The following is a 26,983-nucleotide window of genomic DNA, read 5'->3' on the forward strand; positions in this document are numbered from 1 at the left end:
CTTCATTAGACTGGCTCTGCCGCACGTTCTCCTGCGGTCTCTCCCGGTGTGCCCGTGCGTGCCCGGGTATGTCTAAGTAAGACCCCCCATACCCTCTGAGCCAAGGACCGTGATCGACGTGAAGGTCGGCATCCCCCGCGAGGTCAAGAACAACGAGTTCCGGGTGGCCATCACCCCCGCCGGCGTGCACGAGCTGGTGCGCCACGGCCACCAGGTCGTCATCGAGCGCGACGCCGGCGTCGGCTCCTCGATCACGAACGAGGAGTACGTCGCCGCGGGTGCGCAGATCCTGGGCACCGCGGACGAGGTGTGGGCCGCCGCCGACCTGCTGCTGAAGGTCAAGGAGCCCATCGCCGAGGAGTACCACCGCCTCCGCAAGGACCAGACGCTCTTCACCTACCTGCACCTGGCCGCCTCCAAGGAGTGCACGGACGCCCTGCTGGAGTCCGGCACCACGGCCATCGCCTACGAGACCGTCGAGCTGCCGAGCCGCGCGCTCCCGCTGCTCGCCCCCATGTCCGAGGTCGCGGGCCGGCTGGCCCCGCAGGTCGGCGCCTACCACCTGATGCGTGCCAACGGCGGCCGCGGTGTGCTGCCCGGCGGCGTCCCCGGCGTGCTGGCCGGCCGAGCCGTCGTGATCGGCGGCGGCGTCTCCGGCTGGAACGCCGCGCAGATCGCCATCGGCATGGGCTTCCACGTGACCCTGCTCGACAAGGACATCAACAAGCTCCGCGAGGCCGACAAGGTCTTCGGCACGAAGATCCAGACCGTCGTCTCGAACGCCTTCGAGCTGGAGAAGGCCTGCCTGGAGGCCGACCTCGTCATCGGCGCGGTGCTGATCCCCGGCGCCAAGGCCCCGAAGCTGGTCACCAACGAGCTCGTCTCGCGCATGAAGCCCGGAAGTGTCCTTGTCGACATCGCGATCGACCAGGGCGGCTGCTTCGAGGACTCCCGCCCGACCACCCACGCCGAGCCGGCCTTCCGGGTCCACAACTCGGTCTTCTACTGCGTCGCCAACATGCCCGGAGCGGTGCCGAACACCTCCACCTACGCGCTGACCAACGCCACGCTGCCGTACATCGTCGAGCTGGCCAACCATGGCTGGGCGGACGCGCTGCGCCGCGACCCGGCGCTGGCCAAGGGTCTCAACACCCATGACGGCAAGGTCGTTTACCGCGAGGTCGCCGAGGCGCACGGCGTGGAGCACGTGGAGCTGGCCTCGCTGCTCGGCTGAGCCGCCGACCGACACCCGTCGGCCGCTAAGTCGGCTAACCAACCAACCGGCAAAGGCGATACGTCAACACGCGTCGTCAACGCCACGCACCAGGCCGGACCTTGCCCGACAAGGTCCGGCCGGATGTGTGTATGGTCACTTCGCGATTCTCGCGCAACTCGCCTCGAACGTAACCCTTCAACCGATTCGCACACCGGTGAAACCTGCCGTGCGACGGCCGTACGCCCTTGACAGCGGGATGTTTCATTGCCGACACATCGGGCCGGGTCCGGCGGATTGTGTTGCTGCGGACGCCCGACACGCCATAGAGTCGCCAGCTGTCGGCATGGTGCCACGCTGACCTGTCTAGAAGTTTCCTGGTCACCAAGGAGGTAAGACGACTTGTGAATGAGTCGACATTTACTCCCGGGGGTGGCCAACCAGGAATGCCTGCACGGGACCAGGAGCCCGCGGGATTCGCGGCTGTCGGCTCCGTCGCTGTGCGCACCTTCGCAGCCCACCAGAGTCAGCAGGCGACTCACACAGCACACCAGAAGATGGATGGCCATCACGTGAACGCCATGGCCGGCGACGGAAGTGGCGCGCCCCACAACCACTTCGCCGACTACGACGAACTGCCCGAGGGGCACTTCTACGACCCCGACGCGGAGTACGAGCCCGACCCCGAGTACGCGGCCACTCTCGCGCCCGACGCGGCCAGACAGCGCCGCGAGCGCGTCGGCCCGACCGGGCGCCCGCTGCCGTACTTCCCGATCCCGGGCCCGCTGCCCGACCACGGACCCGCGAAGATCATCGCGATGTGCAACCAGAAGGGCGGCGTCGGCAAGACCACGTCGACCATCAACCTGGGTGCCGCGCTCGCGGAGTACGGACGCCGGGTCCTGCTCGTGGACTTCGACCCGCAGGGCGCGCTGTCGGTCGGACTCGGCGTCAACCCGATGGAACTCGACCTCACCGTCTACAACCTGCTCATGGAGCGGGGGATGGCGGCCGACGAGGTGCTGCTGAAGACGGCGGTCCCCAACATGGACCTGCTGCCCAGCAACATCGACCTGTCGGCGGCCGAGGTCCAGCTGGTCTCCGAGGTCGCCCGCGAGTCGACGCTGCAGCGCGCCCTGAAGCCGCTGCTGCCCGACTACGACTTCATCGTCATCGACTGCCAGCCTTCGCTCGGACTGCTCACGGTGAACGCCCTGACGGCCGCGCACAAGGTGATAGTGCCGCTGGAGTGCGAGTTCTTCGCGCTGCGCGGTGTGGCCCTGCTGACGGAGACCATCGAGAAGGTCCAGGAACGGCTCAACCCGGAGCTGGAGCTCGACGGCATCCTCGCCACGATGTACGACTCGCGCACGGTGCACAGCCGTGAGGTGCTCGCGCGGGTGGTCGAGGCCTTCGACGACCACGTCTACCACACGGTCATCGGGCGCACGGTCCGCTTCCCGGAGACCACGGTCGCCGGTGAGCCGATCACCACCTACGCCTCCAACTCCGTCGGCGCCGCCGCCTACCGCCAGCTCGCCAGGGAGGTGCTCGCCCGGTGTCACGCCGAGTGAGTCTGCCGGGGGCCGACGAACTCTTCCGTACGACAGGGGGGATGGCGCTTCAGTCGTCCCAGCCCAGGCGTCAGGCGGGCGGCGACGCCCGGGTGCCCGCTCCGGCGGGGGAGGGCGACGCGGCGGCCGCCGCTGCGGAGGACGCGCCGCAGGCGGTGCCCGCGCAGGGCGGTGACGGCGAGGGTCCGGAGCATGTCGCGGCGGACGCGGAGCCGGCCGAGGCCGGGGAGGGCCACAGCCGTTCCGCGGCCGCCGAGCGCTCCGGCGCCGCCCGCCGGCAGGCGGCGCAGGAAGGTTCTGCCGCCGGTGCGGCAGCGGCCGCGCCCCGCAAGCGCGGGCGGAACCCCTCGCGCCGCCCCAGCGGCCGTGAGCGGCACGACGAGAAGATCACGGTGTACGTGTCGGCCGAGGAGCTCATGGACCTCGAGCACGCCCGTCTCGTCCTCCGTGGTGAGCACGGTCTGGCCGTGGACCGCGGGCGCATCGTCCGCGAGGCGGTCGCGGTGGTCCTCGCCGACCTGGAGACCCGCGGGGACGCCAGCATCCTCGTACGACGACTGCGCGGGCGGTAGCGGTAGCCTGCGGGGGCCATGACCTCGAACGCTTCCCCACCTCCCCCCGGCGGCCCGGCCGGCCGCCGGCGTGCGCTGGGGAGGGGGCCGGGGTCTTCGCCGGCTGAACGGCCGGAGGTCGATCCGCCCCCTGCGCCGGAGGAGGCCGGTCCCGCCGCTCCGTCGGCCGAGCGGCCCGGGGCCGAGGCGGCCGAGTCGCCCATGCCTCCCGCGGAGAGTGACGGGACGGCCCCGGCGGTGGAGCTGCGGGCGGAGACGGTCCAGTACGGAGCGTCGCCTGCGAGCGAGGCGCCCGCGCATGCGGGGCCCGCCGCCCCGGTGGCCGTGCCGGGCTTCTCCCCCCACAGCGCCGGGCCCGCGGCTTCATGGGCAGAATCCCTGAAAACCGGGGTCCGCGAGCTGGTGGACACGGTCGAGGCCACGACACCGCCAGCGGACGCGGCCGGGCCGGTGATCGTGGCCGAATCCCTGAAAACCGGGGCCAGCGAGCTGGTGGACACGGTCGAGGCCACGACACCGCCAGCCGACGCGGCCGGGCCGGTGATGGTGGGTGAGCCGAGCGGCACTGCTACCGAGACGCGGCCCGCGGATGCGGCGACCGCATCCGGGAGGCCTTCCGCGCCCGTTCCGGGCCCCCAGGCCCCGGCCGGCGACGTCGAGTCCGCCGGCGACGGGGTCTTCAAAGTCCGGCTCGCCAACTTCGAGGGGCCCTTCGATCTGCTGTTGCAGTTGATCTCGCGGCACAAGCTGGATGTCACCGAGGTCGCGCTGTCGAAGGTGACCGACGAGTTCATGGCGTACATCCGGGCGATGGGGCCGGACTGGGACCTGGACGAGACGACCGAGTTCCTGGTCGTCGCCGCCACCCTGCTCGACCTGAAGGCCGCGCGGCTGCTGCCCGCAGCCGAGGTGGAGGACGAGGGCGATCTCGCGCTGCTCGAAGCACGGGACCTGCTGTTCGCACGGCTGCTGCAGTACCGCGCGTACAAGCAGATCGCCGACATCTTCAGCGGGCGGCTCGACGACGAGGCCCGGCGCTACCCCCGGACCGTCGGCCTCGAAGCGCACCACGCCGAGCTGCTGCCCGACGTCGTCATCAGCATCGGCGCGGAGGGCTTCGCCAAGCTCGCCGTGAAGGCGATGCAGCCGCGGCCCAAGCCGCAGGTCTACGTGGACCACATCCACGCCCCGCTGGTCAGCGTGCAGGAGCAGGCGCAGATCGTCGTGGCCCGGCTCAGGGAGCTCGGCGAGGCCAGCTTCCGGTCCCTGGTGGCGGACACCGATGACACCCTGACCGTCGTGGCGAGGTTCCTCGCCCTGCTGGAGCTGTACCGCGAGAAAGCCGTGGCCCTGGAGCAGGAGACCGCGCTCGGGGACCTGCGGGTGCGGTGGACCGGCGGCGACGGGGACGAGACACCGACCGTCACCGACGAGTTCGACCGGCCGCCCGAGCCGCCGAAGGAGGAGAAGAAGGCGTGAGCGAGCCAACCACCGACCTGCCGGCCGGGCAGCGTACCGTCGCCGATCTCGACCTCAAGCCCGCCTTGGAGGCCGTCCTCATGGTCGTGGACGAGCCCGCGACCGAGGAGCACCTCGCGAAGATACTGGAGCGGCCGAGGCGCCAGATCGCGGACGCGCTGCGTGAGCTGGCCGACGAGTACACCGTCCAGGGCCGCGGTTTCGAGCTGCGCTACGTCGCGAACGGCTGGCGTTTCTACACCCGGGCCGCCTTCGCGCCGGCCGTGGAACGCTTCGTCCTGGACGGCCAGCAGGCCCGCCTCACCCAGGCCGCCCTGGAGACCCTGGCCGTCGTCGCCTACCGCCAGCCGGTCAGCCGCAGCAGGGTCTCGGCGGTGCGCGGGGTGAACTGCGACGGCGTCATGCGCACCCTCCTCCAGCGCGGACTGATAGAGGAGGCGGGCACGGAACCCGAAACAGGTGCGATCCTGTACAGGACGACGAACTACTTCCTGGAGCGGATGGGCCTGCGCGGTCTGGACGAGCTCCCGGAGCTCGCGCCCTTCCTCCCGGAGGCGGAGGCGATCGAGGCCGAGACCCAGGAGGGCGTACCGTCGTTCGACCCGGACGCGCCCGACGACGCGCCGGGCCGCCCGGTGAGCCGGGGGACCCACGACGAAGACGACCAGACGGAACTTTGATGCGAAGCAGCAGCGGCAGGAACAGCAGCGGAAACAACGGCGGGAGCCGTGGTGGCAACAGCGGCGGCCGCGGCGGGAGTGGTGGTGGTCGCGGCAACTTCCGCGGCGCCGGCAACGACCGCGACGACAAGCAGGGCAGTGGCCGTCCGAAGAAGCCGCGCCCCGAGGAGCGCCGCTACGACGTGGGCCCCGGGGCGACCAAGGACGGCCCCAAGGCCGGACGTGGCGGCGCGGCCCGGGGTGGTGCCAAGGGCGGGCCCAAGCAGCCCCAGCGGCAGGGGCGTACGGCCCCGGCGCGCCCCCGGGAGTACGAGGCGCAGGTCGAGGAGCGCAACCGCGACCGGTACGCCGGGAAGAAGGAGGTCAAGCTTCCGAAGACCTTCCCCGGCGCGGAGCAGGAGGGCGAGCGGCTGCAGAAGGTCCTCGCCCGCGCGGGCTTCGGCTCCCGGCGTTCCTGTGAGGAGCTGATCGAGCAGGCCCGGGTCGAGATCAACGGCGAGATCGTCCTGGAGCAGGGGCGGCGCGTCGACCCGGAGAAGGACGAGATCAAGGTCGACGGCCTGACCGTCGCCACACAGAGCTACCAGTTCTTCTCGCTCAACAAGCCCGCCGGGGTCGTGTCGACGATGGAGGACCCCGAGGGCCGGCAGTGCCTCGGTGACTACGTCACCAACCGCGAGACGCGGCTCTTCCACGTCGGCCGGCTCGACACCGAGACCGAGGGCGTCATCCTGCTCACCAACCACGGCGAGCTGGCCCACCGGCTGACGCACCCGAAGTACGGCGTGAAGAAGACCTACCTCGCGCACATCGTCGGGCCCATCCCGCGCGACCTGGGCAAGCAGCTCAAGGACGGCATCCAGCTGGAGGACGGCTACGCCCGCGCGGACCACTTCCGCGTCGTCCAGCAGACCGGCAAGAACTACCTCGTCGAGGTCACCCTCCACGAGGGCCGCAAGCACATCGTGCGCCGGATGCTCGCGGAGGCCGGCTTCCCGGTCGACAAGCTGGTCCGGGTCGCCTTCGGGCCGATCACCCTGGGCGACCAGAAGTCGGGCTGGCTGCGGCGGCTGTCCAACACGGAGGTCGGGATGCTGATGCAGGAGGTCGACCTCTAGAGATCGCGTCCCTCCCAGGCATGTGAGCGGCGAGGGCTTGTGAGCGAACCGCACCCCCTTTTATAGTCGTGCTGACTATAAAAGGGGGTGTTCGGTGTCCGCCATGAACGGCTACGACAAGTACGCCCATGAACCCTTCGCCGTCACCGTCGACCTCGCGGTGTTCACCGTGCGGGAGGGCACGCTGCACGTGCTGCTCGTCGAGCGCGGGCAGGAGCCGTACGCCGGGCGCTGGGCCCTGCCCGGCGGGTTCGTGCAGCCGGACGAGTCCGCGGAGACGGCCGCCCGGCGCGAACTCGCCGAGGAGACCGGCCTGTCCGACGTCTCCGGGCTGCATCTGGAGCAGCTGCGGACCTACAGCGAGCCCGGCCGCGACCCCCGGATGCGGGTCGTGTCGGTCGCCTTCACCGCGCTGCTGCCCGACGCACCCGAGGCGCACGGCGGCAGCGACGCCGCGCAGGCCCGCTGGGTGCCGTACGGGACGGCCGGGCCGCTCGCCTTCGACCACGACCGCATCCTGGCCGACGCCCACGAGCGCGTCGGCGCCAAGTTCGAGTACACCTGCCTCGCCACCGCCTTCTGTCCGCCCGAGTTCACCCTCGGCGAGCTCCAGCAGGTCTACGAGACCGTGTGGGGCACCGAGCTCGACCGGCCCAACTTCCGGCGCAAGGTGCTCGCCACACCCGGCTTCGTCGAAGCCGTCCCGGGCGCCGCGCGACTGACCGGCGGCCGCGGCAAGCCCGCCGCGCTGTACCGCGCCGGAACCGCCGCCGCCCTCCATCCACCCCTCCTCCGGCCCACCCGGGAAGGACGCCCCGCATGACCATGCTCGTCCACAAGCAGGCCGCCACCGGAACGCTCACGGGTCTCGCCCTCGGGGATGCGCTGGGCTTCCCGACCGAGTTCAACGATGTCCCCTCGATCCTCGCCAAGTGCGGGCCGTGGCGGCAGATGGAGCTACCGAGGCGCGCCTTCGTCTCGGACGACACCCAGATGACCCTGGCGCTCGGCCGGGCGGTACGGACGGCGATGGACCGGGGGCTGCTCACCCCGCTGCGGCTGGCCCGGCCCCTGCGGGAGGAGTTCGTGGACTGGTACCAGTCCCCCGAGAACAACCGGGCTCCCGGCCGTACCTGTATGAAGGCCTGCTACCTGCTGAAGGACGAATCCCGCCCCTGGCAGGAGGCCAGCCAGGTCGAATCCAAGGGCTGCGGCGCGAACATGCGCGTCGCGCCCCTGGGCCTGGTCTCCGGCCTCAGTGACGAACAGCGCGCGGGTGCCGCCCAGTTGCAGTCCGCCCTCACCCACGGGCACCCCACCGCGCTCGCCGCGTCCGACCTCACCGCGCACGCCGTACGCCTGCTCGCGCAGGGCGCCGAGCCGACCGGGCTGATCGGCCTGCTCCGCTCGTACGCCCTGGAGAACCGCAGTCACTACCACGAGCGCTGGCTCGGTGACCTGTGGCGGCGGGCCGGGGATCCGAGCCCCGGGCAGTTCATCGCCCGCGGCTGGGACGAGTGCCTGGAGGCCCTCGAACGGCTCCGGCACGCCGTGCGCACCGTCTCGCCGGAGACCGACCCCTGCCTGGCCACCGGTGAGGGCTGGATCGCCGAGGAGGCCCTGTCGACCGGGCTGTTGTGCTTCCTGCTCTTCGTCGACGAGCCGGTGACGGCCCTGCGCCGCGCCGCCTGCACCGCCGGCGACTCGGACTCGATCGCCTGCCTGACGGGCGCCTTCGCGGGCGCGTACCTGGGCGCCAAGGCCTGGCCCACCGAGTGGGCCGACCGCGTCGAGTACCGGAGCGACCTGCTCACCCTCGGGGCGCTCTGGGACGCGTGACGACCCGGTGCCGGGCGCGGGCCCTCAGGCCAAACGGATCGAGTTACCCTCCACGGTGATCTGCTCGGCGGGCAGCGGCTGGGTCGCCGGGCCGTGGGCCACCGCGCCGTCGGCGATCTTGAACTTGCTGCCGTGGCAGGGGCAGTTGATGGTGCCGTCGGAGACGGACCCCACCAGGCACTGCATATGGGTGCAGATCGCCGAGAAGGCCTTGAGCCGGCCCTGCTCCGGCTGGGTCACCACGACCTTCTCGTCCGCGAAGATCTTGCCGCCGCCGACCGGGATCTCGTCGAGGTCGGCCAGGACCTGCCCGGCGGGGCCGCGCGTCGTGGCCTGGCCGGTGGGGGAGCCCGTCGACGCGGAACCGCCGTCGTCGCCGCCCCCGCCGCAGGCCCCGACGAGTGCCGCCGCACCCGTGGCGCCGGTGGCGAGGAGCATCGTGCGGCGCGTGGTCTCGTAGGTCATGTCGTCACTCCGAACGTGCCAAAGGGGGTAAATCGGAATTTGCGTCGCCTTAAGCACTGAACTTACCCAAAGGTGACGTTCCTGGCGTCTCGCCGGGCGGGCGCCGCGCACCCGGGTCGCGCGGGCTGACTAGGCTGGTCGGAGGTAGAGCGACACGCACGTCAGCAAGGAGCATCGCCGTGGCGGTACGAGCGGTCCGGGGCGCCGTCCAACTGGAACGGGACGAGGCCGGGCACATGGACGAGCAGGTCGGAGCCCTGCTCACGGAGATCCTGGAGCGCAACGATCTCGCCGCCGACGACCTGATCAGCATCTGGTTCACGGCCACGCCCGATCTGCACAGCGACTTCCCGGCCGCGGCCGCCCGCAAGCTGGGCATCGTCGACGTGCCGTTGATCTGCGCTCAGGAACTGGACATCGAGGGCGCCATGCCCCGGGTCGTCCGCGTCCTCGCGCACATCGAGTCCGACCGGCCCCGGGCCGGCATCGCCCACGTCTACCTCGGTGCCGCCGCCACCCTGCGCAAGGACATCGCCCAGTGAGGACCGCACTCGTCATCGGCACCGGCCTCATCGGCACGTCCGCCGCCCTGGCCCTGTCCCAGCGGGGCGTCACCGTGCACCTCGCCGACCCGGACCCCGAGCAGGCCCGTACGGCGGCCGCGCTCGGCGCCGGCACGGACGAGGCGCCGGACGGGCCCGTCGACCTCGTGATCGTCGCAGCCCCGCCCGCACACGTGGCCGACGTGCTCGCCGACGCGCTGCGCCGCGGTGCGGGACGCGGCTACCTGGACGTCGCCAGCGTCAAGGGCGGGCCGCGCCGCGAGCTGGAGGCACGCGGCCTCGACCTGTCCGCTTACATCGGCTCGCACCCCATGTCGGGCCGGGAGAAGTCCGGCCCGCTGGCCGCGACCGGCGACCTCTTCGAGGGCCGTCCCTGGGTGCTCACCCCGACCCGGGACACCGACACCGAGGTGCTGAACCTCGCCCTGGAGCTCGTCTCGCACTGCCGCGCCGTGCCGGTGGTGATGGACGCCGACGCCCACGACCGTGCCGTCGCCCTCGTCTCGCACATGCCCCACCTGGTCTCCAGCCTGGTCGCCGCGCGCCTGGAGCACGCCGAGGAGGCCGCCGTACGGCTGTGCGGGCAGGGCATCCGGGATGTGACGAGGATCGCCGCCTCCGACCCCCGGATGTGGATCGACATCCTCTCCGCGAACCCCGCGCCGGTCGCCGACCTGCTCACGGACGTCGCCGCGGACCTGGAGGAGACCGTCCGGGCCTTGCGTGCCCTGCAGTCGTCCGACGACCACAAGCGCCGCGAGGGCGCCGGCGGGGTCGAAAACCTGCTGCGGCGCGGCAACGCCGGCCAGGTCCGCGTCCCCGGCAAGCACGGGTCCGCGCCGCGCGCCTACGAGGTCGTGGCCGTGCTCATCGACGACCAGCCGGGGCAGCTGGCCCGGATCTTCGCCGACGCGGGCCTGGCCGGCGTCAACATCGAGGACGTACGCATCGAGCATGCGACGGGGCAGCAGGCCGGTCTGGTGCAGCTGATGGTGGAGCCGAAGGCGGCCCCGGTGCTGAGTGCCGCGCTGCGGGAGAGGGGCTGGGCTCTCCGGCAGTAGGGGTGAGGTCGGCGGGCCGGTCGAGGGTGCCGCCGCCCGGCCGGTTCCCGGGACCGCCGCCCCGGGCCCCCGCGTCGGCCTGAACGGCCTCGTCCTCAAGCGCCGGACGGGCTGGGTGGGCTGGGCGCCGTGGTCGGCTGTGCCGGACGGGCTGGGTGGGGCTGGGCGCCGTGGTCGGGCGCGCCGGTGGAGTGGATCGGCTGACGCCGCGTGCCGGCCGCGGTCTGTGGCCTGGCGGGCCGGTGGGCCGGGCGCCGTCGGCAGTCCCGCGCGGCCGCCCCGGACGCGCGGCCGGACGAGTGACGCGCACCCAGTAACCTTGTGCGGGGCACTCGCGCCCTCACCCCCGCCGAGCCCGGTTCAGGAAGGTCCCCACTGTGGAAAGCGCCACGCCAGTGATTGTCGCCATCGACGGCCCCGCCGGCACCGGCAAGTCGAGCACCTCGAAGGCCGTGGCGGCCCAGCTCGGGCTGAGCTATCTGGACACCGGCGCCCAGTACCGGGCGATCACCTGGTGGATGGTGAGCAACGGCATCGACATAGACGACCCGTCCGCCATCGCCGCCGTGGCGGGCAAGCCCGAGATCGTCTCCGGCACCGACCCGGAGGGGCCTGCCATCACGGTCGACGGTGTGGACGTCTCGGCTCCGATCCGCACCCAGGAGGTGTCCTCCAAGGTCAGCGCGGTCAGCGCGGTGCCCGAGGTGCGCGCCCGGATCACCGAACTGCAGCGCTCGATCGCCGCCTCCGCCGAGAAGGGCATCGTCGTCGAGGGCCGGGACATCGGCACGACCGTGCTGCCCGACGCCGACCTCAAGATCTTCCTCACCGCCTCCCCGGAGGCGCGCGCCGCCCGCCGCAGCGGTGAGCTGAAGGGCTCCGACGTCCACAGCACCCGCGAGGCCCTGATCAAGCGGGACGCCGCCGACTCCAGCCGCAAGACCTCCCCGCTCGCCAAGGCGGACGACGCCGTCGAGGTGGACACCACCGAGCTCACGCTGGCCCAGGTCATCGAGTGCGTCGTCACCCTCGTCGAGGAGAAGCGGGCCGGAAAGTGACCGAACTGCCTTCGGCGCGGGGCGCCGAGGTCGGGCGGCGCATCGGCGTCGGCCTGATGTACGGGCTGTGGAAGCCGCGGGTGCTCGGCGCCTGGCGGGTGCCCGCGAGCGGCCCGGTGATCCTCGCCGTCAACCACTCCCACAACATCGACGGCCCGATGGTCATGGGCGTGGCGCCCCGGCCGACGCACTTCCTGATCAAGAAGGAAGCCTTCATCGGTCCGCTGGACCCCTTCCTGCTCGGCATCGGGCAGGTCAAGGTCGACCGCGACACCACCGACCGCACGGCGATCACCGGGGCGCTGGGCGTCCTGGACAGCGGCGGCGTGCTCGGCATCTTCCCGGAGGGCACCCGGGGCGAGGGCGACTTCGCCTCGCTGCGCGCCGGCCTGGCGTACTTCGCGGTGCGCAGCGGCGCCCCGATCGTCCCGGTGGCCGTGCTGGGAAGTTCCGAGAAGCCCGGACGGTTGATAAAGGCGCTGCCTCCGCTTCGCTCCCGCGTCGACGTCGTCTTCGGAGAGCCCTTCGAGGCGGGCGACGGCAGCGGCCGCCGGACGCGCAAGGCGCTGGACGAGGCGACCGGGCGCATCCAGAAGCAGCTCGCGGCTCACCTGGAAAACGCCAGGCGCCTCACCGGGCGCTAGACGACACTGAGTAGTGGATCAGCCCGCAACAGCGGGTACTCCACCGACCACCACGATGAACGACGAGGTACGGACTTCATGAACGACCACATCCAGCCCGACGGCTCGGACGCGTCCGAGGGCGCGCTCGAGCATGACCACGGGGCGCTCGGCGACGCCGAGTTCGCGGAGTTCATGGAGCTCGCCGCGGAGGAGGGCTTCGACCTCGAGGACGTCGAGGGCGCCATCGAGGAGGCGGGTCACGGCCCGCTTCCCGTGCTCGCCGTCGTCGGCCGCCCCAATGTCGGCAAGTCGACCCTGGTGAACCGCATCATCGGGCGCCGTGAGGCGGTCGTCGAGGACAAGCCCGGAGTGACCCGCGACCGGGTGACCTACGAGGCCGAGTGGGCGGGCCGCCGCTTCAAGGTCGTCGACACCGGCGGCTGGGAGCAGGACGTCCTCGGTATCGACGCCTCCGTCGCCGCCCAGGCCGAGTACGCCATCGAGGCCGCCGACGCGGTCGTCTTCGTCGTCGACGCCAAGGTCGGCGCCACCGACACCGACGAGGCCGTCGTCCGGCTGCTGCGCAAGGCCGGCAAGCCGGTCGTGCTCTGTGCGAACAAGGTGGACGGCCCGAGCGGCGAGGCCGACGCGTCCTACCTGTGGGCACTGGGCCTGGGGGAGCCGCACCCGGTCTCCGCGCTGCACGGCCGGGGCACCGGCGACATGCTCGACCAGGTCCTGGAGGTGCTCCCCGACGCGCCGCGGCAGACCTTCGGCGGGGGCGGCCTCGGCGGCCCGCGGCGCATCGCCCTGATCGGCCGCCCGAACGTCGGCAAGTCCTCCCTGCTGAACAAGGTGGCGGGCGAGGAGCGCGTCGTCGTCAACGAGCTGGCGGGCACCACCCGCGACCCCGTCGACGAGTTGATCGAACTCGGCGGCGTCACCTGGAAGTTCGTCGACACGGCGGGCATCCGCAAGCGCGTCCACCTCCAGCAGGGCGCCGACTACTACGCCTCGCTGCGCACCGCCGCCGCCGTCGAGAAGGCAGAGGTCGCGGTCATCCTGATCGACGGCTCCGAGTCCATCTCGGTGCAGGACCAGCGGATCGTCACCATGGCCGTCGAGGCGGGCCGCGCGATCGTCCTCGCGTACAACAAGTGGGACACCCTCGACGAGGAGCGCCGCTACTACCTGGAGCGGGAGATCGAGACGGAGCTCGGCCAGGTGGCGTGGGCGCCGCGGGTCAACGTCTCGGCGCGCACCGGCCGGCACATGGAGAAGCTGGTCCCGGCGATCGAGACCGCCCTGGCGGGCTGGGAGACCCGGGTCCCGACGGGACGGCTGAACGCCTTCCTCGGTGAGCTGGTCGCCGCCCACCCGCACCCGGTCCGGGGCGGCAAGCAGCCGCGCATCCTGTTCGGCACGCAGGCGGGCACCAAGCCGCCGCGGTTCGTGCTGTTCGCCTCCGGCTTCATCGAGGCGGGCTACCGGCGCTTCATCGAGCGCCGCCTGCGCGAGGAGTTCGGCTTCGACGGGACGCCGATCCACATCTCCGTGCGGGTGCGCGAGAAGCGCGGCAAGAAGAAGTAGCGCGAAGCACCGGAAAGGGCGGCCCCGACCGGGGCCGCCCTTTCCGGTGTCCGGTGCTCGCTCAGCTGCCGCCGCGCCGTCCCGGCGGCAGCGCGGCCGGGACGTAGTGCATCCCCGTGCCGTACGTGCCCGTGCCGTACGTGCCCGTGCCGTACGCGCCGGTGCCGTACGCGCCCGCGCCATACGTGCCCGTGCCGTGCGTGCCGACGGTCCCGACGCGCTGCCACTGCGGCTGCTGCCCGGCGGCGTGGCGGGCGCTCTGGGCGCCCGCGCTGTAGGCGCTGTACGAGCTGCCGTACGCCCCTGCGTACGAGCCCGAACCGTACGGCGTGTTCCCGAAGGCGGTGAAGCCCAGCTTCTCCTCGCCGCTGCGGTCGCCTGGCAGTGCGCGGAAGGACTTGACGTACTCGGCGTAGAGCGCGTCGTAGATCGGCGTGGCCGATGGGCCGCACTGGGAGTCCTGAGCCGATCGCGCGGACGGGATCGGCGAGAAGGACTGGCGGCGGGGAACGTCGTATGCGTGCACGTATGTCCAAACGACCCCGCGGGTCAAGGGATGCGGCCCGGGTACGGCTTTCGCAGGTGGACGGCGTGGACGGGTGACGTGCGGCTCAGGTACCGGCCAGCGGCAGCGCCGAGGCGACCAGCTGTCCGTTCGCCGCCGCCTTGTCCAGCGCGTCCCGCAGCAGGTCCTCGCGGGGCTGGCGGCCGATCGAGCCGGCCGGCGCGGCGAACATCAGCACCTGCTGGTGCTTGTTGGCGGCCGCGCGCCACCCCTCGGTCACCTGGAGCGGCTGGTGCGCCTGCCACCAGGCCACCGGCTGGCCGCCGCCCGCGCCCGGCTGGAGCACCGCGTGCAGCTGGCCCACGGCGAGCAGCACCGACCAGCCGTGCAGCACCGGCGGTACGGCGGACAGCTCCGTCAGCGGCATGAAGCCCTGCTCGATGAGCAGCGGCAGGAATTCGTCGCCGCCGCCGGTCGTGCCGGGCCGGGCGATGGCCCCGGTCGGCTCGACCACCAGGGCCGGGTGCAGCTCTCCGCCGATCAGGACGAGCCCACTGGTCACGCCGAGCACCGCCTGCTCGGGCACCACCTTGTCGGGCTCCAGGTCGACCGTGTCGCCGGTGATGGACTTCACGGCGCCCCGCAGCTGCTCCTCGGTGACCTGCACGACCTGCGAGGGCAGGCAGCCGGCGTGGGCGAAGGCGAGGACGGCGGTCTCGTCCCCGATGAACAGGACGGTGCTGGTGCGCTCCTGCGCGGAGTCGCCCGGAGTGCGGCAGGACGTGCAGTCGTAACTGCCCGGGGCGGTCTCTCCGGCGAGCAGGCGGTCTGCTTCTTCGTCGCCGATCTCGGCGCGTACCTCGTCGCTGACGTCGAGCATGCGCGGCACGGGTGGCTCCCTCGGGGATGCGGTGCGTGGCAAAGCCGGGTGGCTCCCGGCCCGTGGTCCGGGTAGGTCCCGGCTCATGCAGAAGACAACGGGCGATCTGTGGCGGGAGTCACGCCCCAGGGCGAACGGAATCGAACCATCCAGCGCACGGAGTCACGCTTCGCGCGGAATCGCGCACTCACCGTCAACTCGCCGTGCTGTAAAGGGCGTTGAGTGGGTGAAGTGGGTCACAGATCGTCAGGGCGGGTGGTCGACAAATCCGGAAATCCGCGAATGAAGTGGGTGTCCGGAAATCGCCGTTACCCGAGGTATCGGTGAACTGGCCTGCCCGGACGGGCGGCTGGTTGATGCCGGGCGCCCACCTCCTTAGATTCCTCCGCCGTGTGCAACGAGCACCGCTCGGGTACGTCCACCGGCCGCCGGGTTCCCAGGAACCGGGCACGGCACCGCTCCGGTGGACGGGGCGAGCGCGGCCCTCGCGCCCCATGGCGCGGGAGCAGCGCTCCGCCTTGGGGGATCCCGGGTGTTTCGAAAGGGACCTACATGTCCGAATGTGCCGATACCACTCGCTCCAACGCCCGGAAGCACCAGGTTCGTACGACGGCGGTCCTCGCCGGGGCGGCACTGCTCGCGCCCCTCGGACTGCTGGCCGCGACCGGAAACGCCGCGGCGGCCGACAGCGGAGTGTGGGACCGCATCGCCCAGTGCGAGAGCGGCGGCGACTGGCACATCAACACCGGCAACGGCTACTACGGCGGACTCCAGTTCGCCCCCTCCACCTGGAACGCCTACGGCGGCACGGCCCACGCGCCCACCGCCGACCGGGCGAGCAGGTCCCAGCAGATCGCCGTCGCCACCAAGGTCCAGCGCGCCCAGGGATGGGGCGCCTGGCCCGTCTGCTCGGCACGCGCCGGGGCGAGCGGCGGCGCACCCGCCGCCGACCCGGGCACGTCCACCGAGCCCTCGGCGGCGAAGCCGTCGAAGGCCCCCGCCCGCGCGGCGGAACACGCGGACCGCGGCGCCTCCCGCGGTGACCACACCGTCCGCCCTGGCGACACACTGAGCGGCGTCGCCGCCCGGCACGGCACCACCTGGCAGCGCCTCTACGCCGCCAACAAGACCGCCATCGGGGCGAACCCCGACGTGATCGTGCCCGGCCTGCGCCTCAGGTTCTGAGCCGCTGCTCCCCCTCGCCGGGACACGGGCCCCGTCCGGTCGGCCGAACGGACGGGGTTCAGACGTGGTGCCGTCCGCCCGGCCGAACGGACGGGGTTCAGACGTGGTGCCGTCCGCCCGGCCGACCGGACGGGGTTCAGACGTGATGCCGCCCGGCCGACTGGACAAGGTCTGGGCCTGATGCCCTCCGCCCGGCAGACCGGACAAGGTCCGGGTCTGGTGCCATCCGCCCGACCGTGCCACGACGCCGGGCACGCGGGCGTCCCGGATCAGCCCGCGAGCTCACCCGCCTCCCCTGCGAACACGACCGCCCCGCGGCGCAGTTCGTAGACGACGGCCGGCCGCCCCCGCAGGGCGGGCGGCAACCGCTGCTCGGCGATCACCACACAGGCGTCGAGCGCGCCCAGCAGCTCGTACGTCCGGGCCGCGACCGAGGGGGACATGCCCTGGGCGGGCTCGTCGACGAGCACCACGCGCGCGCGTGCGAGCAGCGCCCGGGAGAGGGCGAGCATGCGCTGCTCCCCGCCGGAGAGGGTGCCGGCGCGCCGCTCCAGCAGTGGTCGCAGCTGCGGGTAGGCGTCCAGGGCCACGGTGTGGTCGCGTGCGGCGAGTTCGAGGTTCTCGCGCACGGTGAGCGAGCCGAAGACGGCCTGCCGCGCCGGCACCAGGCACATCCCGCGCCGGGCGCGTTCGTACGCCGGGACGCGGGTCACGTCCGTGCCGTCCCACACCACCGTGCCGCCCGACAGGGGCAGCGTGCCGGCCAGGGCGTCGAGGGCGGTGGTGCGGCCGGAGCCGTTGCGGCCCAGCAGCACGGTGAGGCCCGGGCCGTGAGCGGCGAGGGTGATGCCGTGCAGGGCCTCCAAGGGGCCGTAGCGCACGCGTGCGTGGCGCAGGGAGAGCGTCGTCATGGGCCGGTCCCTTGCTCCAGGATGTCCAGGGCGTCCAGGATGTGCCCGGGCGGACCGGAGGCGACGATGCGGCCCGCGGTCATCACCTGCACGACGTCCGCGAGACCGGCCACCAGGTCCAGATCGTGCTCGACGACGAGGAGGGCCGTGCCGTCGGCTGCCAGGGCCTTCAGGACCCGGGCCAGGGCTGCCACTTCGGCGGTGTCCAGACCGGCGGCGGGCTCGTCCAGGAGGAGGACGCGGGGGCTGCCCGCGAGGAGCCGGGCCAGCTCCACGCGGCGCAGCGTCCCGGTGGGCAGTGAGGTGGCGGGCCGTGAGCGGACGGGTCCGTCGAGCCCGAACAGCCTGAGGGTGCGCTCGACCGCGCTCGGGTCGGCCACCCGGCCCTGCTCGGCGCCCACCCACACGTTCTCGGCCACGGTCAGCGAGGGGAAGACGGCCAGCTGCTGGAAGGTCCGTGCGACACCGAGGCGGGTGCGGGCCTGGGCGGGCAGCGCGGTGATGTCCCGCCCGCCGAGCCGCACGGTCCCGCGCGCGGGCCGCAGCGTCCCGGCCAGACAGTGGAACAGGGTGCTCTTCCCGGCCCCGTTGGGCCCGACGACCGCGGTGATCCGGCCGGGGGAGAGGTCCAGGTCCACCCCGCCGAGGGCGGTGAAGCCGCCGTAACGGACGTGGAGGTCCCGGGCGGTGAGGAGGGGCGCGGCAGCGGGGGCCGTGGCCATCGGGCGGCCTTCCGGACCGCCCTCGCCGTCTCGGGGTTTGCCGCCTCGAGGTTCGTCGTTCCGGGGTTTGCCCTCTCGGGGTTCGTCGTTCCGGGGTTCGTCGTCTCGGGGTTCGCGCACACCGACGGATCCCGCCGCTCCCGCCTCCTTCGCCCTGCGCGCCACGCCCGTCGCCCCCGTCGACACCGGTGCCCTCCGTGCCGGTCGCGGATCTGCCGGGTGCAGCAGCGCGCGGGCCCGCATGCCCGCCTCCATCAGCGCCGGGGTACGGCGCAGCCGCAGGTGTTCCACCGTCGTGCGCAGCGCCTCGTACGGGCCGCCCGGGAAGCGGCCCACCAGGATCGCCAGGATGCCGACGAGGGCCGCCGCGACCCCGCCGCGGGTGCCCGCGTCCAGCCCGACCAGGAGGGCCGCGGCGGCGAGGGCGCCGAGCGTGCTGTCGGCGCCCAGCACCACCACCGCCGCGAACCACAGCAGGCCCCGCACCGGGTCGTAGGCGCCCGCGTCGAAGGCACGCAGCCCCATGCCGAGCATGGCGCCGCCCAGCGCGGCCAGCGCGGCGCCCGCGACGAACGCCAGCAGCTTCAGGGACGGCACCCGCACGCCCGCCGCCTGCGCGCCCCGCTCGTGATCCCGCATGGCGGCGAGGGCCCGGCCCGTCCGCCCCCGGCGCAGCGCGTGTGTCGCCAGCAGGGCGACGGCCAGCAGGAGCAGCTCCAGGACGTAGTACGCCCGGTCGCCGTCGAAGCCCGCCGGGCGGCCGAGGGCGAGGCCCGCCGTGGCGTACGGCTGGGCGAAGACGAAGCGGCTCACCCCCACACCGACCGCGAACGTCGCCAGTGCCAGGGCCAGGCCCCGGCGGCTGATCGCCGGCCAGCCCGTCAGCAGGCCGAGCGGCGCCACCAGCACGACCGCCACCGCGAGGGCCGCCAGTTCCGGCAGACGGGGCAGGCCCGGGAAGCGGCCCGACGCCAGCAGCGCCGTGAACAGGGCGCCCAGCCCCGCGTACGCCGCCTGCCCCAGGGAGATCTGGCCGCCGCGTCCGGTGACCACCACCAGGGACAGCAGGATCACGGCCAGCGCCGGTACCTGGACCGAGGTGTGCAGATCCCGGCCCGCCAGCCCCAGCGGCAGCAGGAACAGCACCAGCACCACGAGCCAGGCACCCGGCGGGGTCGGCACCCGCGCCGTGGCCGTGCGCGGCAGCACGTCCCGCTCCCCGACGCCCGGCAGGACCAGCGCCGCGACCAGCAGCGTGACGACGAACAGGTTCGTGCCCACCGCCTGGAGCAACGGTTCCGCCCAGCCCGAGGGATGCAGCCGCGTCAGCTGGCTCTGCGCCACACCGATGCCCAGCGCCACCACCACCGCGACCGGCAGGCTCCGCATCCGGGCGGCCACCGCGACCGCCACGACCTCCATCACGAGCAGCGAGAGACCGTACGGGTCGAGCCGCACGTACGGCGCCAGCAGCACACCCGTCACACCGGCCGTGAACGAGCCGAACGCCCAGCCGGTGGCCGCGACCCGGTCCGCGTCGATGCCGCCCAGCACCGCGAGCCGCCGGTCGTCCACCACGGCCCGCAGCTCCCGCCCGAACCGCGTCCGGCGGACCACCACCGCGACCCCGCCGGCCAGCACCAGCACCACCGCCAGCTGCCCCCACGGCTCGTCCGGCACCAGCACCGGGACGTCGTCGCGTGCCCCCTGCCCCCACAGCAGCGCCGCCCCGCCCACCAGCAGCACGAACACCCCGATGGACGCCACCAGCGTCTGCGCGGGATCGCCGCCCAGGACCGCCAGAGGCCGGAAGACGAACCGTTCCAGGACCACCCCCAGCCCCGGCGCCAGCACCAGCAGCGTCACCGCGGCCCCGAGCCACAGCGGCCAGCCCCACTCGACCACGCACTGGCGCAGCACGTACGCGCACACCATCGCGATCGCGCCGTGCGCGAAGTTCAGCACCCCCGTCGCGCGGTACGTCACGATCAGGCCGATCCCGGTGAGCGCCGCCGCGCTGCCGACCGAGAGCCCGGCGAGCGTGAGGTCGTACGTCAGCGAGGACATCAGTCGGTTTCTTCGGCCGGCTCGCAGATCGGGCAGGGGTCCAGCTCACCGCTCGCCACCAGCTTGGAGTCCACCGGGACCGCCTCCGCCTTGCCCGCGACCAGCGGGCAGTCCGAGCGGTGCCACAGCGTGCCGCCCGGCACCATCAGCAGGTCGCCGCTGACCGCGAGGGGCGCGAGCGCCGCCCGGCCGGTCGCCTCCGGCTCGGCCGGCTCGGCCGCCACCAGCAGGCCGTACAGCTCCTCCACGCGCGCGGCGGCGACCGAACCCCTGCCCTGGGCCAGCAGCACCGCCCCGGCGATGATCAGCGCCGCCCCGGGGATGGTGCAGGAGGCGAGGTAGGGCAGCTGCCGTTCGGCGTACCGCTCGCCGGAGACTCCGTACCAGCCCACGGCGCACAGCACCGCGCCGGCGGCCAGGGCGGCCCAGCCGGCCCACAGGACGGGATGCACGGTCCGCAGTCGGCTGGTCCGCATCGCTGGCTCCCACACGTCGGATTCGGCTGTGCGTGCGTCGGGCTGCCTGTTCAAGTCCGCCGATCGCTTGCACTATGCCCTGTGGAAGCTGACCCTGAAAGCACCGGGCGCACATGGCCCGGACCGACACCCGGTGGTGAGCCAGATGGTTCTCGGCAGCGACCTCAGGCGGGGGAACGCGACGGGGGGTCCACGCACCGCGGGACGGGGAACGGCGATCGCGGCCGCCCTGGTCCTGGCCCTCGCCCCGGCCCTCGCGGCATGCAGCGACGACTACGGCGGCGGCAGCGCGAGCACCCCGTCCACACCGACCGCGGAGCGCACCACGAGCGCACCGGCCAGTGCACCGGCGGACCGGGCCGCGGCCGAGACGGAGATCAAGCAGAACTGGGAGAAGTTCTTCGACCCGAAGACCCTGCCCGAGGACAAGCTGGCCGTCCTGGAGAACGGCGAGCGGATGGCACCCGTCCTCAAGGCCTTCAGCGGTGACGCGCGTGGCGGGCAGGTCGAGGCGAAGGTCACCAAGGTCCAGTTCACCTCGGCGACCGGGGCGGACGTGACGTACACGCTCACCCTCAAGGGCGCCACCGCCCTGCCGGACGCCTCCGGTACGGCCGTCGAACAGGACGGCGTGTGGAAGGTGTCCGTCAAGACGCTGTGCTCGCTGGTGCAGATGAGCGGTAATGGGTCGCCGGTCCCGGGTTGCTGAGATTCTCACCGCGGTCCTGTTGTTCTCCCTGAGCGCGGCCTGCGGCAGCCGGCTCCCGGAGAGCGACTTCCGGCACGACGACCGCACCCCGCCGCCCCGCGAGTCCGCACCCCTGCGGGTCGGCATCATCACCAGCGCCACCAGCCCCGTCGGCGGCAGTGCCTTCACCGGCCCGCGCGACGGCGCGGTGGCCTTCTTCGAGCGGCTCGACGCGCGCGGCGGCATCGACGGGCGCCGCATCGAGGTGCGCCGTTGCGACGACGGCGGCAGCGGCGTCGGCAACAACGAGTGTGTGCACAAGCTCGTCGAGGAGGACGAGGTCGTCGCCCTGGTCGCCACCACCGCCCTCGACTACGCGGGCGCCTCCCGCGTCTCCCGCGCGGGCGTGCCCGACATCGGCGGCCAGCCCGTCGGCGCCGCCTACGACACCTACCCGCACCTCTACGGCATCTACGGCAGCCTCGCGCCTCGCGACGGCACCCCCGGCTGGGACGGCAGGCTGTACGGCGGCACCGAGGTCTACCGCTACTTCAAACGCGAGCACGGCGCCCGCACCGCCGCCGTCGTCTCCTACAACCAGTCCGCCTCGGCCGCCTACGCCCGGCTGGTCGAGCGGGGCCTGCGCGCCGAGGGCTACAAGGTCGTCACCGAGCAGGTCGACTTCGCCCTGCCCAACTTCCGCGCCGTCGCCGCCGATCTGAAGGAGCAGGGCGCCGACCTGGTGTTCGACGCCATCGACGGGCACGGCAACGCACAGCTCTGCCAGGCCATGGACGAGGCCGGCGCCCACGTCACCGCCAAGGTGACCAACGTGCAGAACTGGACGTCCACCGTCACCGACGACTACAAGGACGCCCCGCGCTGCCGCAACGCCCTCTGGGCGACGGGCGCCAGCCGCAACTTCGAGGACACCGGCGACGCGGCCGTACGCGAGTTCCGCGAGGCGACGAAGGACCTGAAGACACACTCCCAGTGGCAGCTGGAGGGGTGGGCGGCCGCACGGTGGTTCACGGACGCGGCGAAGTCCTGCGCGGCGACGGGCATCACGCGCGCGTGCGTCGACTCGTACATGAACCGCAGCCAGGGCTACACCGCCCAAGGGCTGCTGCTCCCCGTCCGATTCGAACGCCTCCCCGCGCCGCCGACGACGAGCAGGACCTGTCTGTCGGTGGCCCGCTGGCAGGACGGCAGGGGCTGGGTGGGCCAGGGGGACATGAACCGCACCTGCTTCACCGTCCCGCAACTGGCCTACGAGCCTTGAGGACAGTGGCTGTCCGCAAGGCCTGGCAGACTCGCCCCATGTTGGAGACCTCGGCCCGTCTGCTGCGTCTGCTGTCCCTGCTCCAGGCCCACCGCGAGTGGTCCGGCGCCGACCTGGCCGGCCGGCTCGGCGTCAGCGCCCGCACCCTGCGCCGGGACGTCGACCGGTTGCGCGAACTCGGCTACCCGGTCAACGCCAGCCCCGGCACCGGCGGCGGCTACCAGCTCGGCGCCGGCGCCGAACTGCCACCGCTGCTCCTGGACGACGACGAGGCGGTCGCCGTGGCGGTCGGACTGCGCACGGCCGCCGGGCAGGGCATCGACGGCATCGGGGAGACCTCGGTCCGGGCCCTCGCCAAGCTGGAACAGGTGCTGCCGAGCCGGCTCCGCCGCCGGGTGAGCGCCCTGAACGCCGTCACCGTGCCGATGCTGCGCAGCACGCTGCCCTCCTCGGTCGACCCGGCCGTGCTCACCGAACTCGCCCATCTGTGCCGGGACGCCGAGCGGCTGCGCTTCGAGTACCGCGGCCACGACGGCACCCCCTCCCGACGCACCGTCGAACCGCACCGGCTGGTGTGCACCGAGCGCCGCTGGTACCTGGTCGCCTGGGACCTCGACCGGGAGGACTGGCGCACGTTCCGCGTGGACCGTGTCACGCCCAAGCCGCCGCACGGCCCGCGCTTCACTCCTCGCAAGCCCCCCGCGGAGGACCTCGCCGCCTACGTCTCCCAGGGCGTCTCCACGCGCGCGTACGCCACCCACGCCGTCGTGCGGCTCCTGGTACCACTGGAGGAGGCCGCCGAGCACATCTCGCCCTCGGCCGGGGTGCTGGAGGCCGAGGGCCCGGACAGCTGCCTGCTGCGCTGCGGCGCCGGCAGCCTCGATGTGATGGTCATCCACGTGATGATGCTGGGCTTCGACTTCGAGGTGCTGGAGCCGGTCGAGCTGATCGAGGCGATCAGGAGGACTCGGGACCGGCTTGATGGCGCTCTGGCTCGGGCTGCGCAGTCACCGCCGCGTACTGCGGATGGTGCAGGTCGAACGCCGGAGACTCGGAGCGGATCCGGGGCAGCGTCGTGAAGTTGTGCCGCGGCGGCGGACACGAGGTCGCCCACTCCAGGGAGCGGCCGTAGCCCCAGGGGTCGTCGACCTCGACCTTCTCGCCGTACTTGGCGGTCTTCCACACGTTGTAGAGGAACGGCAGCGTCGACATGCCGAGCAGGAAGGCGCCGATCGTCGACACCGTGTTGAGCGCCGTGAACCCGTCAGCGGCGAGGTAGTCCGCGTACCGGCGGGGCATGCCCTCGGCGCCCAGCCAGTGCTGCACCAGGAACGTGGTGTGGAAGCCGACGAAGAGCGTCCAGAACTGGATCTTGCCCAGCCGTTCGTCGAGCATCTTCCCGGTGAACTTCGGCCACCAGAAGGAGAAGCCGGCGAAGACCGCGAAGACGACCGTGCCGAAGACGACGTAGTGGAAGTGCGCGACCACGAAGTACGAGTCCGTCACATGGAAGTCCATCGGCGGCGACGCGAGGATCACCCCGGTCAGCCCGCCGAACAGGAACGTCACCAGGAAGCCCGTCGCCCACAGCATCGGCGTCTCGAACGACAGCGACCCCTTGAGCATGGTGCCGGCCCAGTTGAAGAACTTCACGCCCGTCGGCACCGCGATCAGGAAGCTCATGAAGGAGAAGAACGGCAGCAGCACCGCACCCGTGGCGAACATGTGGTGCGCCCACACGATCATCGACAGACCGGTGATCGCCATCGTCGCGCCGACCAGCGTCAGATAGCCGAACAACGGCTTGCGGCTGAAGACCGGGATGATCTCCGTGATGATCCCGAAGAACGGCAGCGCGATGATGTACACCTCGGGATGGCCGAAGAACCAGAACAGGTGCTGCCACAGGATCGCGCCGCCGTTGGCCGCGTCGAAGACCTGCGCACCGAACCGCCGGTCCGCCTCCAGCACCAGCAGCGCCGCCGCCAGCACCGGGAACGCCATCAGGATCAGGATCGACGTGAACAGGGTGTTCCACACGAAGATCGGCATCCGGAACATCGTCATGCCCGGGGCACGCATCCCGATGATCGTGGTGATGAAGTTGACCGCGCCGAGGATCGTGCCGAAGCCGGCCAGGGCGAGCCCCATGATCCACAGATCGGGTCCGAGTCCCGGCGAACGCTCCGCGCTGTTGAGCGGCGCGTAGGCGAACCAGCCGAAGTCGGCGGGCCCGGAGGGCACGAGCAGCGAGCCGAGCACGATCAGCCCGCCGAACAGGAACAGCCAGTACGAGAACATGTTCAGCCGTGGGAAGGCGACGTCGGGCGCCCCGATCTGCAGCGGCATCAGCTCGTTGGCGAAGCCCGCGAAGCTCGGCGTCGCGAAGAGCAGCAGCATGATCGTGCCGTGCATCGTGAACGCCTGGTTGAACTGTTCGTTGTCGATGATCTGCAGGCCCGGCCGGGCGAGCTCCGCGCGCATCAGCAGCGCCATCATCCCGGCGATCAGGAAGAACAGGAACGAGGTGACCAGGTAGAGGTGGCCGATCTTCTTGTGGTCCGTCGTCGTCAGCCAGTCGACCACCACCCGCCCGTGCCGGGTGCGCGGCTCGGGCGGCGTCACCGCCTGTACGGTCTGCGTCCCCATCGCTCGCTCGCCCCTTCGCTCATCGCGTACCGGGCCGCCGTAGCCCGCGCCTGACGTCCTCGCGAGCTCACGCCATGATGCTCGCGCCACCGCCGCTTCGACAGGGGGCGTACCGGCCTCTCTGTGCCGGAGCCATGCATTTCCTGTATCGCGCCGACTTCACCGGGCCGGTCCGGCAGCGGAAAGGAGCGGAGCTCGGAAGGCACTTCTCCCGGAACTTTCCGCCGGGCTTTTCCATGAGCTCATGGGACACGCGGGAATTACGATCGAATGCCTGCGGAAGGCGTACGGAACCGCTCGTCCGTGTGACGGACAGCTCCCCAAACGCCTGTCGTGATCTTGTGACAGAAGCGTGACGGGAGGCGGACAGTGACCGGCCGCGACCCGGACTGGCGCGGTCGCCGCCCGGGCTTCCGCGGTCGCCGGGCAGGACATAGCGTGGCGGCATGGCACCGACTCCGACACCTTCCGCCGAACCCGACGACAGCCCGGACACCTATGTCGGCCTGGAGGCCGGCCGGGCCGAACGCCTCGCGCGTGAGCGCGGCTGGTCGACGGTGCGCGCGCTGCCACCAGGGGCGATCATCACGATGGAGTACCGCGTGGGCCGGCTGAACTTCGAGGTCAAGGGCGGCCGGGTGGCGCGGGCCTGGAAGGGCTGAGATCCGGGGAAGGCCCCGGTTCCGCTCCGGAACCGGGGCCTTCCCCGTGCCGGGTGGGTTGCGTACCGGCCGGTGGTCAGCCGCCCGTCACGGGCCGGGCCGACGAGGCGGAACCCCGTGGGTGGCGCTCGGCGTGCGGTGGCCGGCGGCTGCCGGCCGGGGTGACCGGCGAGCGCTCCGAGCGGACCGTGTGCGGGCCGGGCGCCAGATGGACCGGGGCCCGCGACGAGCTGGCAGCGACGTCGTCACGGTCGGGCAAGGGCGTGACCACGACGGGCGGCGTGCCGACCGGAACCGCCGAGGTACGGCGCCTGCGGGCCCGCAGACGGTCGCGCAGGTCGAAGATCGCGTCCTCGGCGCGGGCGATCAGCGGCTCGAACCACGGCAGGCCGAGCAGGATCAGCAGACCCGCGGTCCAGCCGAGGAGCACATCGCTCAGCCAGTGCGTACCGAGGTAGACGGTGGCCATCCCGACGCCGAGCGACGTCACCGCGGACACGGCGGACAGCCAGCGCTGCGCTCTGGCGCCGGAGGCCAGATAGGCCAGGATTCCCCAGGTCACCACGGCATTGGCGGTGTGACCGCTCGGAAATATATCGCCGCCGAGCCACATCTCGTTCGAGCCGATGATGGTCGCGTAGTGCGGTCCGAGGCGGCCCATGCCGTACTTGGCGGCGCCGACGGTGATGTTCAGCAGCAGCAGCGAGACGCCGAGCGCGAGCAGGGGCCGCAGGGTGTGCTGCCGCCAGGAGCGCCAGCCCAGCCAGGCCGCGACCATCACGGCGGTCGGGCCGCGCTGTCCGAGGACCACGTAGTAGTCGACGAACCAGTGGATCTCCGACCACTGCTGGTAGGGGCGGAAGAACATGACCTGCCAGTCGAGCCGGACCAGCCAGGACGTGATCACCACGGCCCACACGATCGCGCCGTAGAAGGCCAGGGTCGCCGCGAAGAGCACGATGCGGTGCCTGCTCATCTTCGGCACATCGATGTGGGCCGGTCGTTCCGGCTCACGGTCCAGCCGGGCGAAGACCCGGTCCAGACGGGTGAGCTTCGGTTCGGTACGCACCCAATCGACGTTACAGCGAGTGAGCTGAGATCCCGGGCGAATCAACGGC

25 protein-coding genes and 1 pseudogene are annotated in these 26,983 nt (G+C 72.2%); 18 read left to right on the forward strand and 8 right to left on the reverse strand.

Annotation, left to right across the window (positions count from 1 at the left end; translation table 11 throughout):
* The first annotated feature begins 109 nt into the window (after positions 1-109).
* From ald to FDO69_RS05005, 8 genes are all read left to right on the forward strand, one after another.
* Positions 110-1,234, forward strand: a complete 1,125-nt coding sequence (gene ald, locus FDO69_RS04970) for an alanine dehydrogenase (protein WP_167526526.1) — start codon at positions 110-112, stop codon at positions 1,232-1,234.
* 425 nt (positions 1,235-1,659) lie between these two features.
* Positions 1,660-2,787: a ParA family protein gene (locus FDO69_RS04975; RefSeq protein WP_078615342.1), complete on the forward strand. Its 1,128-nt coding sequence runs from the start codon at positions 1,660-1,662 to the stop codon at positions 2,785-2,787.
* Positions 2,772-3,359, forward strand: coding sequence for a hypothetical protein (locus FDO69_RS04980; RefSeq protein WP_104778529.1), 588 nt, complete (start codon positions 2,772-2,774; stop codon positions 3,357-3,359). Before FDO69_RS04975 ends, FDO69_RS04980 begins: the two co-directional genes overlap by 16 nt.
* 543 nt (positions 3,360-3,902) lie before the next feature.
* Entirely contained in the window at positions 3,903-4,838 is a 936-nt protein-coding gene (locus FDO69_RS41775) for a segregation and condensation protein A (protein WP_234387859.1), read from the forward strand.
* Positions 4,835-5,518 carry an SMC-Scp complex subunit ScpB gene (gene scpB / locus FDO69_RS04990; protein WP_104778531.1) on the forward strand — a complete coding sequence of 228 codons (684 nt, stop codon included), beginning with the start codon at positions 4,835-4,837 and terminating at the stop codon, positions 5,516-5,518. The genes FDO69_RS41775 and scpB overlap by 4 nt, the downstream gene beginning before the upstream one ends.
* Complete coding sequence (locus FDO69_RS04995) at positions 5,518-6,636, forward strand: pseudouridine synthase (protein ID WP_104778532.1); 1,119 nt, start codon at positions 5,518-5,520, stop codon at positions 6,634-6,636. The genes scpB and FDO69_RS04995 overlap by 1 nt, the downstream gene beginning before the upstream one ends.
* Before the next feature lie 103 nt (positions 6,637-6,739).
* Positions 6,740-7,459 carry an NUDIX hydrolase gene (locus FDO69_RS05000; protein ID WP_104778533.1) on the forward strand — a complete coding sequence of 240 codons (720 nt, stop codon included), beginning with the start codon at positions 6,740-6,742 and terminating at the stop codon, positions 7,457-7,459.
* Positions 7,456-8,475 (forward strand): ADP-ribosylglycohydrolase family protein, encoded by a 1,020-nt coding sequence (locus tag FDO69_RS05005; RefSeq protein WP_104778534.1) that lies wholly within the window; start codon positions 7,456-7,458, stop codon positions 8,473-8,475. Before FDO69_RS05000 ends, FDO69_RS05005 begins: the two co-directional genes overlap by 4 nt.
* A gap of 24 nt (positions 8,476-8,499) precedes the next feature.
* Here the strand turns inward: FDO69_RS05005 and FDO69_RS05010 are convergent, their stop codons facing one another.
* Entirely contained in the window at positions 8,500-8,940 is a 441-nt protein-coding gene (locus FDO69_RS05010) for a Rieske (2Fe-2S) protein (RefSeq protein ID WP_104778535.1), read from the reverse strand.
* A 179-nt stretch (positions 8,941-9,119) separates the two neighbouring features.
* Here FDO69_RS05010 and aroH point away from each other — a divergent pair, with 179 nt between their 5' ends.
* The 5 genes from aroH to der all read left to right on the forward strand — a co-directional run bounded on the left by aroH (position 9,120) and on the right by der (position 13,838).
* Positions 9,120-9,482, forward strand: coding sequence for a chorismate mutase (gene aroH, locus FDO69_RS05015; protein WP_104778536.1), 363 nt, complete (start codon positions 9,120-9,122; stop codon positions 9,480-9,482).
* Positions 9,479-10,564 (forward strand): prephenate dehydrogenase, encoded by a 1,086-nt coding sequence (locus tag FDO69_RS05020; RefSeq protein ID WP_104778537.1) that lies wholly within the window; start codon positions 9,479-9,481, stop codon positions 10,562-10,564. Before aroH ends, FDO69_RS05020 begins: the two co-directional genes overlap by 4 nt.
* Before the next feature lie 395 nt (positions 10,565-10,959).
* On the forward strand, positions 10,960-11,622 hold the full coding sequence (gene cmk, locus FDO69_RS05025; RefSeq protein WP_389969151.1) for a (d)CMP kinase: 663 nt from the start codon (positions 10,960-10,962) through the stop codon (positions 11,620-11,622).
* On the forward strand, positions 11,619-12,266 hold the full coding sequence (locus tag FDO69_RS05030) for a lysophospholipid acyltransferase family protein (protein ID WP_104778539.1): 648 nt from the start codon (positions 11,619-11,621) through the stop codon (positions 12,264-12,266). Before cmk ends, FDO69_RS05030 begins: the two co-directional genes overlap by 4 nt.
* A 78-nt stretch (positions 12,267-12,344) precedes the next feature.
* The gene (der, locus tag FDO69_RS05035) at positions 12,345-13,838 is read left to right on the forward strand and encodes a ribosome biogenesis GTPase Der (RefSeq protein ID WP_104778540.1); all 1,494 of its coding nucleotides are present in this window, start codon (positions 12,345-12,347) and stop codon (positions 13,836-13,838) included.
* Between the two features lie 61 nt (positions 13,839-13,899).
* Here der and FDO69_RS05040 read toward each other — a convergent pair whose 3' ends face one another.
* The gene (locus tag FDO69_RS05040; protein ID WP_104778541.1) at positions 13,900-14,364 is read right to left on the reverse strand and encodes a hypothetical protein; all 465 of its coding nucleotides are present in this window, start codon (positions 14,362-14,364) and stop codon (positions 13,900-13,902) included.
* Positions 14,365-14,449: 85 nt separating this feature from the next.
* Positions 14,450-15,232 carry a hypothetical protein gene (locus FDO69_RS05045; RefSeq protein WP_104778542.1) on the reverse strand — a complete coding sequence of 261 codons (783 nt, stop codon included), beginning with the start codon at positions 15,230-15,232 and terminating at the stop codon, positions 14,450-14,452.
* Positions 15,233-15,775: 543 nt separating this feature from the next.
* Between FDO69_RS05045 and FDO69_RS05050 the strand changes: the two genes are divergently transcribed.
* Positions 15,776-16,408, forward strand: coding sequence for a LysM peptidoglycan-binding domain-containing protein (locus FDO69_RS05050; RefSeq protein ID WP_104778543.1), 633 nt, complete (start codon positions 15,776-15,778; stop codon positions 16,406-16,408).
* 269 nt (positions 16,409-16,677) lie between these two features.
* Here the strand turns inward: FDO69_RS05050 and FDO69_RS05055 are convergent, their stop codons facing one another.
* Genes FDO69_RS05055 through FDO69_RS05065 form a run of 3 tightly spaced genes read right to left on the reverse strand, consistent with a single transcriptional unit; the run spans position 16,678 to position 20,584 of the window.
* Entirely contained in the window at positions 16,678-17,319 is a 642-nt protein-coding gene (locus FDO69_RS05055; RefSeq protein WP_104778544.1) for an ATP-binding cassette domain-containing protein, read from the reverse strand.
* Positions 17,316-20,108, reverse strand: a complete 2,793-nt coding sequence (locus tag FDO69_RS05060; protein WP_104778545.1) for an ABC transporter permease subunit — start codon at positions 20,106-20,108, stop codon at positions 17,316-17,318. Before FDO69_RS05060 ends, FDO69_RS05055 begins: the two co-directional genes overlap by 4 nt.
* The gene (locus tag FDO69_RS05065) at positions 20,108-20,584 is read right to left on the reverse strand and encodes a hypothetical protein (RefSeq protein ID WP_104778546.1); all 477 of its coding nucleotides are present in this window, start codon (positions 20,582-20,584) and stop codon (positions 20,108-20,110) included. Before FDO69_RS05065 ends, FDO69_RS05060 begins: the two co-directional genes overlap by 1 nt.
* A 145-nt stretch (positions 20,585-20,729) precedes the next feature.
* Between FDO69_RS05065 and FDO69_RS05070 the strand changes: the two genes are divergently transcribed.
* From FDO69_RS05070 to FDO69_RS05080, 3 genes are read left to right on the forward strand one after another with little or no spacing between them, the layout of a single operon-like run.
* Entirely contained in the window at positions 20,730-21,293 is a 564-nt protein-coding gene (locus tag FDO69_RS05070) for an MTB12 C-terminal domain-containing protein (protein WP_170320842.1), read from the forward strand.
* On the forward strand, positions 21,268-22,554 hold the full coding sequence (locus FDO69_RS05075; RefSeq protein ID WP_104778547.1) for an ABC transporter substrate-binding protein: 1,287 nt from the start codon (positions 21,268-21,270) through the stop codon (positions 22,552-22,554). The genes FDO69_RS05070 and FDO69_RS05075 overlap by 26 nt, the downstream gene beginning before the upstream one ends.
* A 38-nt stretch (positions 22,555-22,592) precedes the next feature.
* Positions 22,593-23,633, forward strand: coding sequence for a helix-turn-helix transcriptional regulator (locus FDO69_RS05080; protein ID WP_107502204.1), 1,041 nt, complete (start codon positions 22,593-22,595; stop codon positions 23,631-23,633).
* Here the strand turns inward: FDO69_RS05080 and ctaD are convergent.
* Positions 23,632-25,203 (reverse strand): annotated as a pseudogene (gene ctaD, locus FDO69_RS05085) (aa3-type cytochrome oxidase subunit I); the annotation flags it as partial. The gene FDO69_RS05080 and the pseudogene ctaD sit on opposite strands and share 2 nt — an antisense overlap.
* A gap of 446 nt (positions 25,204-25,649) precedes the next feature.
* On the opposite strand from ctaD, the gene FDO69_RS05090 reads away from it, so the two are divergent.
* On the forward strand, positions 25,650-25,865 hold the full coding sequence (locus FDO69_RS05090) for an I78 family peptidase inhibitor (protein ID WP_104778549.1): 216 nt from the start codon (positions 25,650-25,652) through the stop codon (positions 25,863-25,865).
* 76 nt (positions 25,866-25,941) lie between these two features.
* Here FDO69_RS05090 and FDO69_RS05095 read toward each other — a convergent pair whose 3' ends face one another.
* Entirely contained in the window at positions 25,942-26,934 is a 993-nt protein-coding gene (locus FDO69_RS05095) for a phosphatase PAP2 family protein (RefSeq protein ID WP_104778550.1), read from the reverse strand.
* Positions 26,935-26,983: the final 49 nt, after the last annotated feature.

Origin of the sequence: Streptomyces tibetensis, from assembly GCF_007655005.1 — a bacterium.
Classification (GTDB): Bacteria; Actinomycetota; Actinomycetes; order Streptomycetales; family Streptomycetaceae; genus Streptomyces; species Streptomyces tibetensis.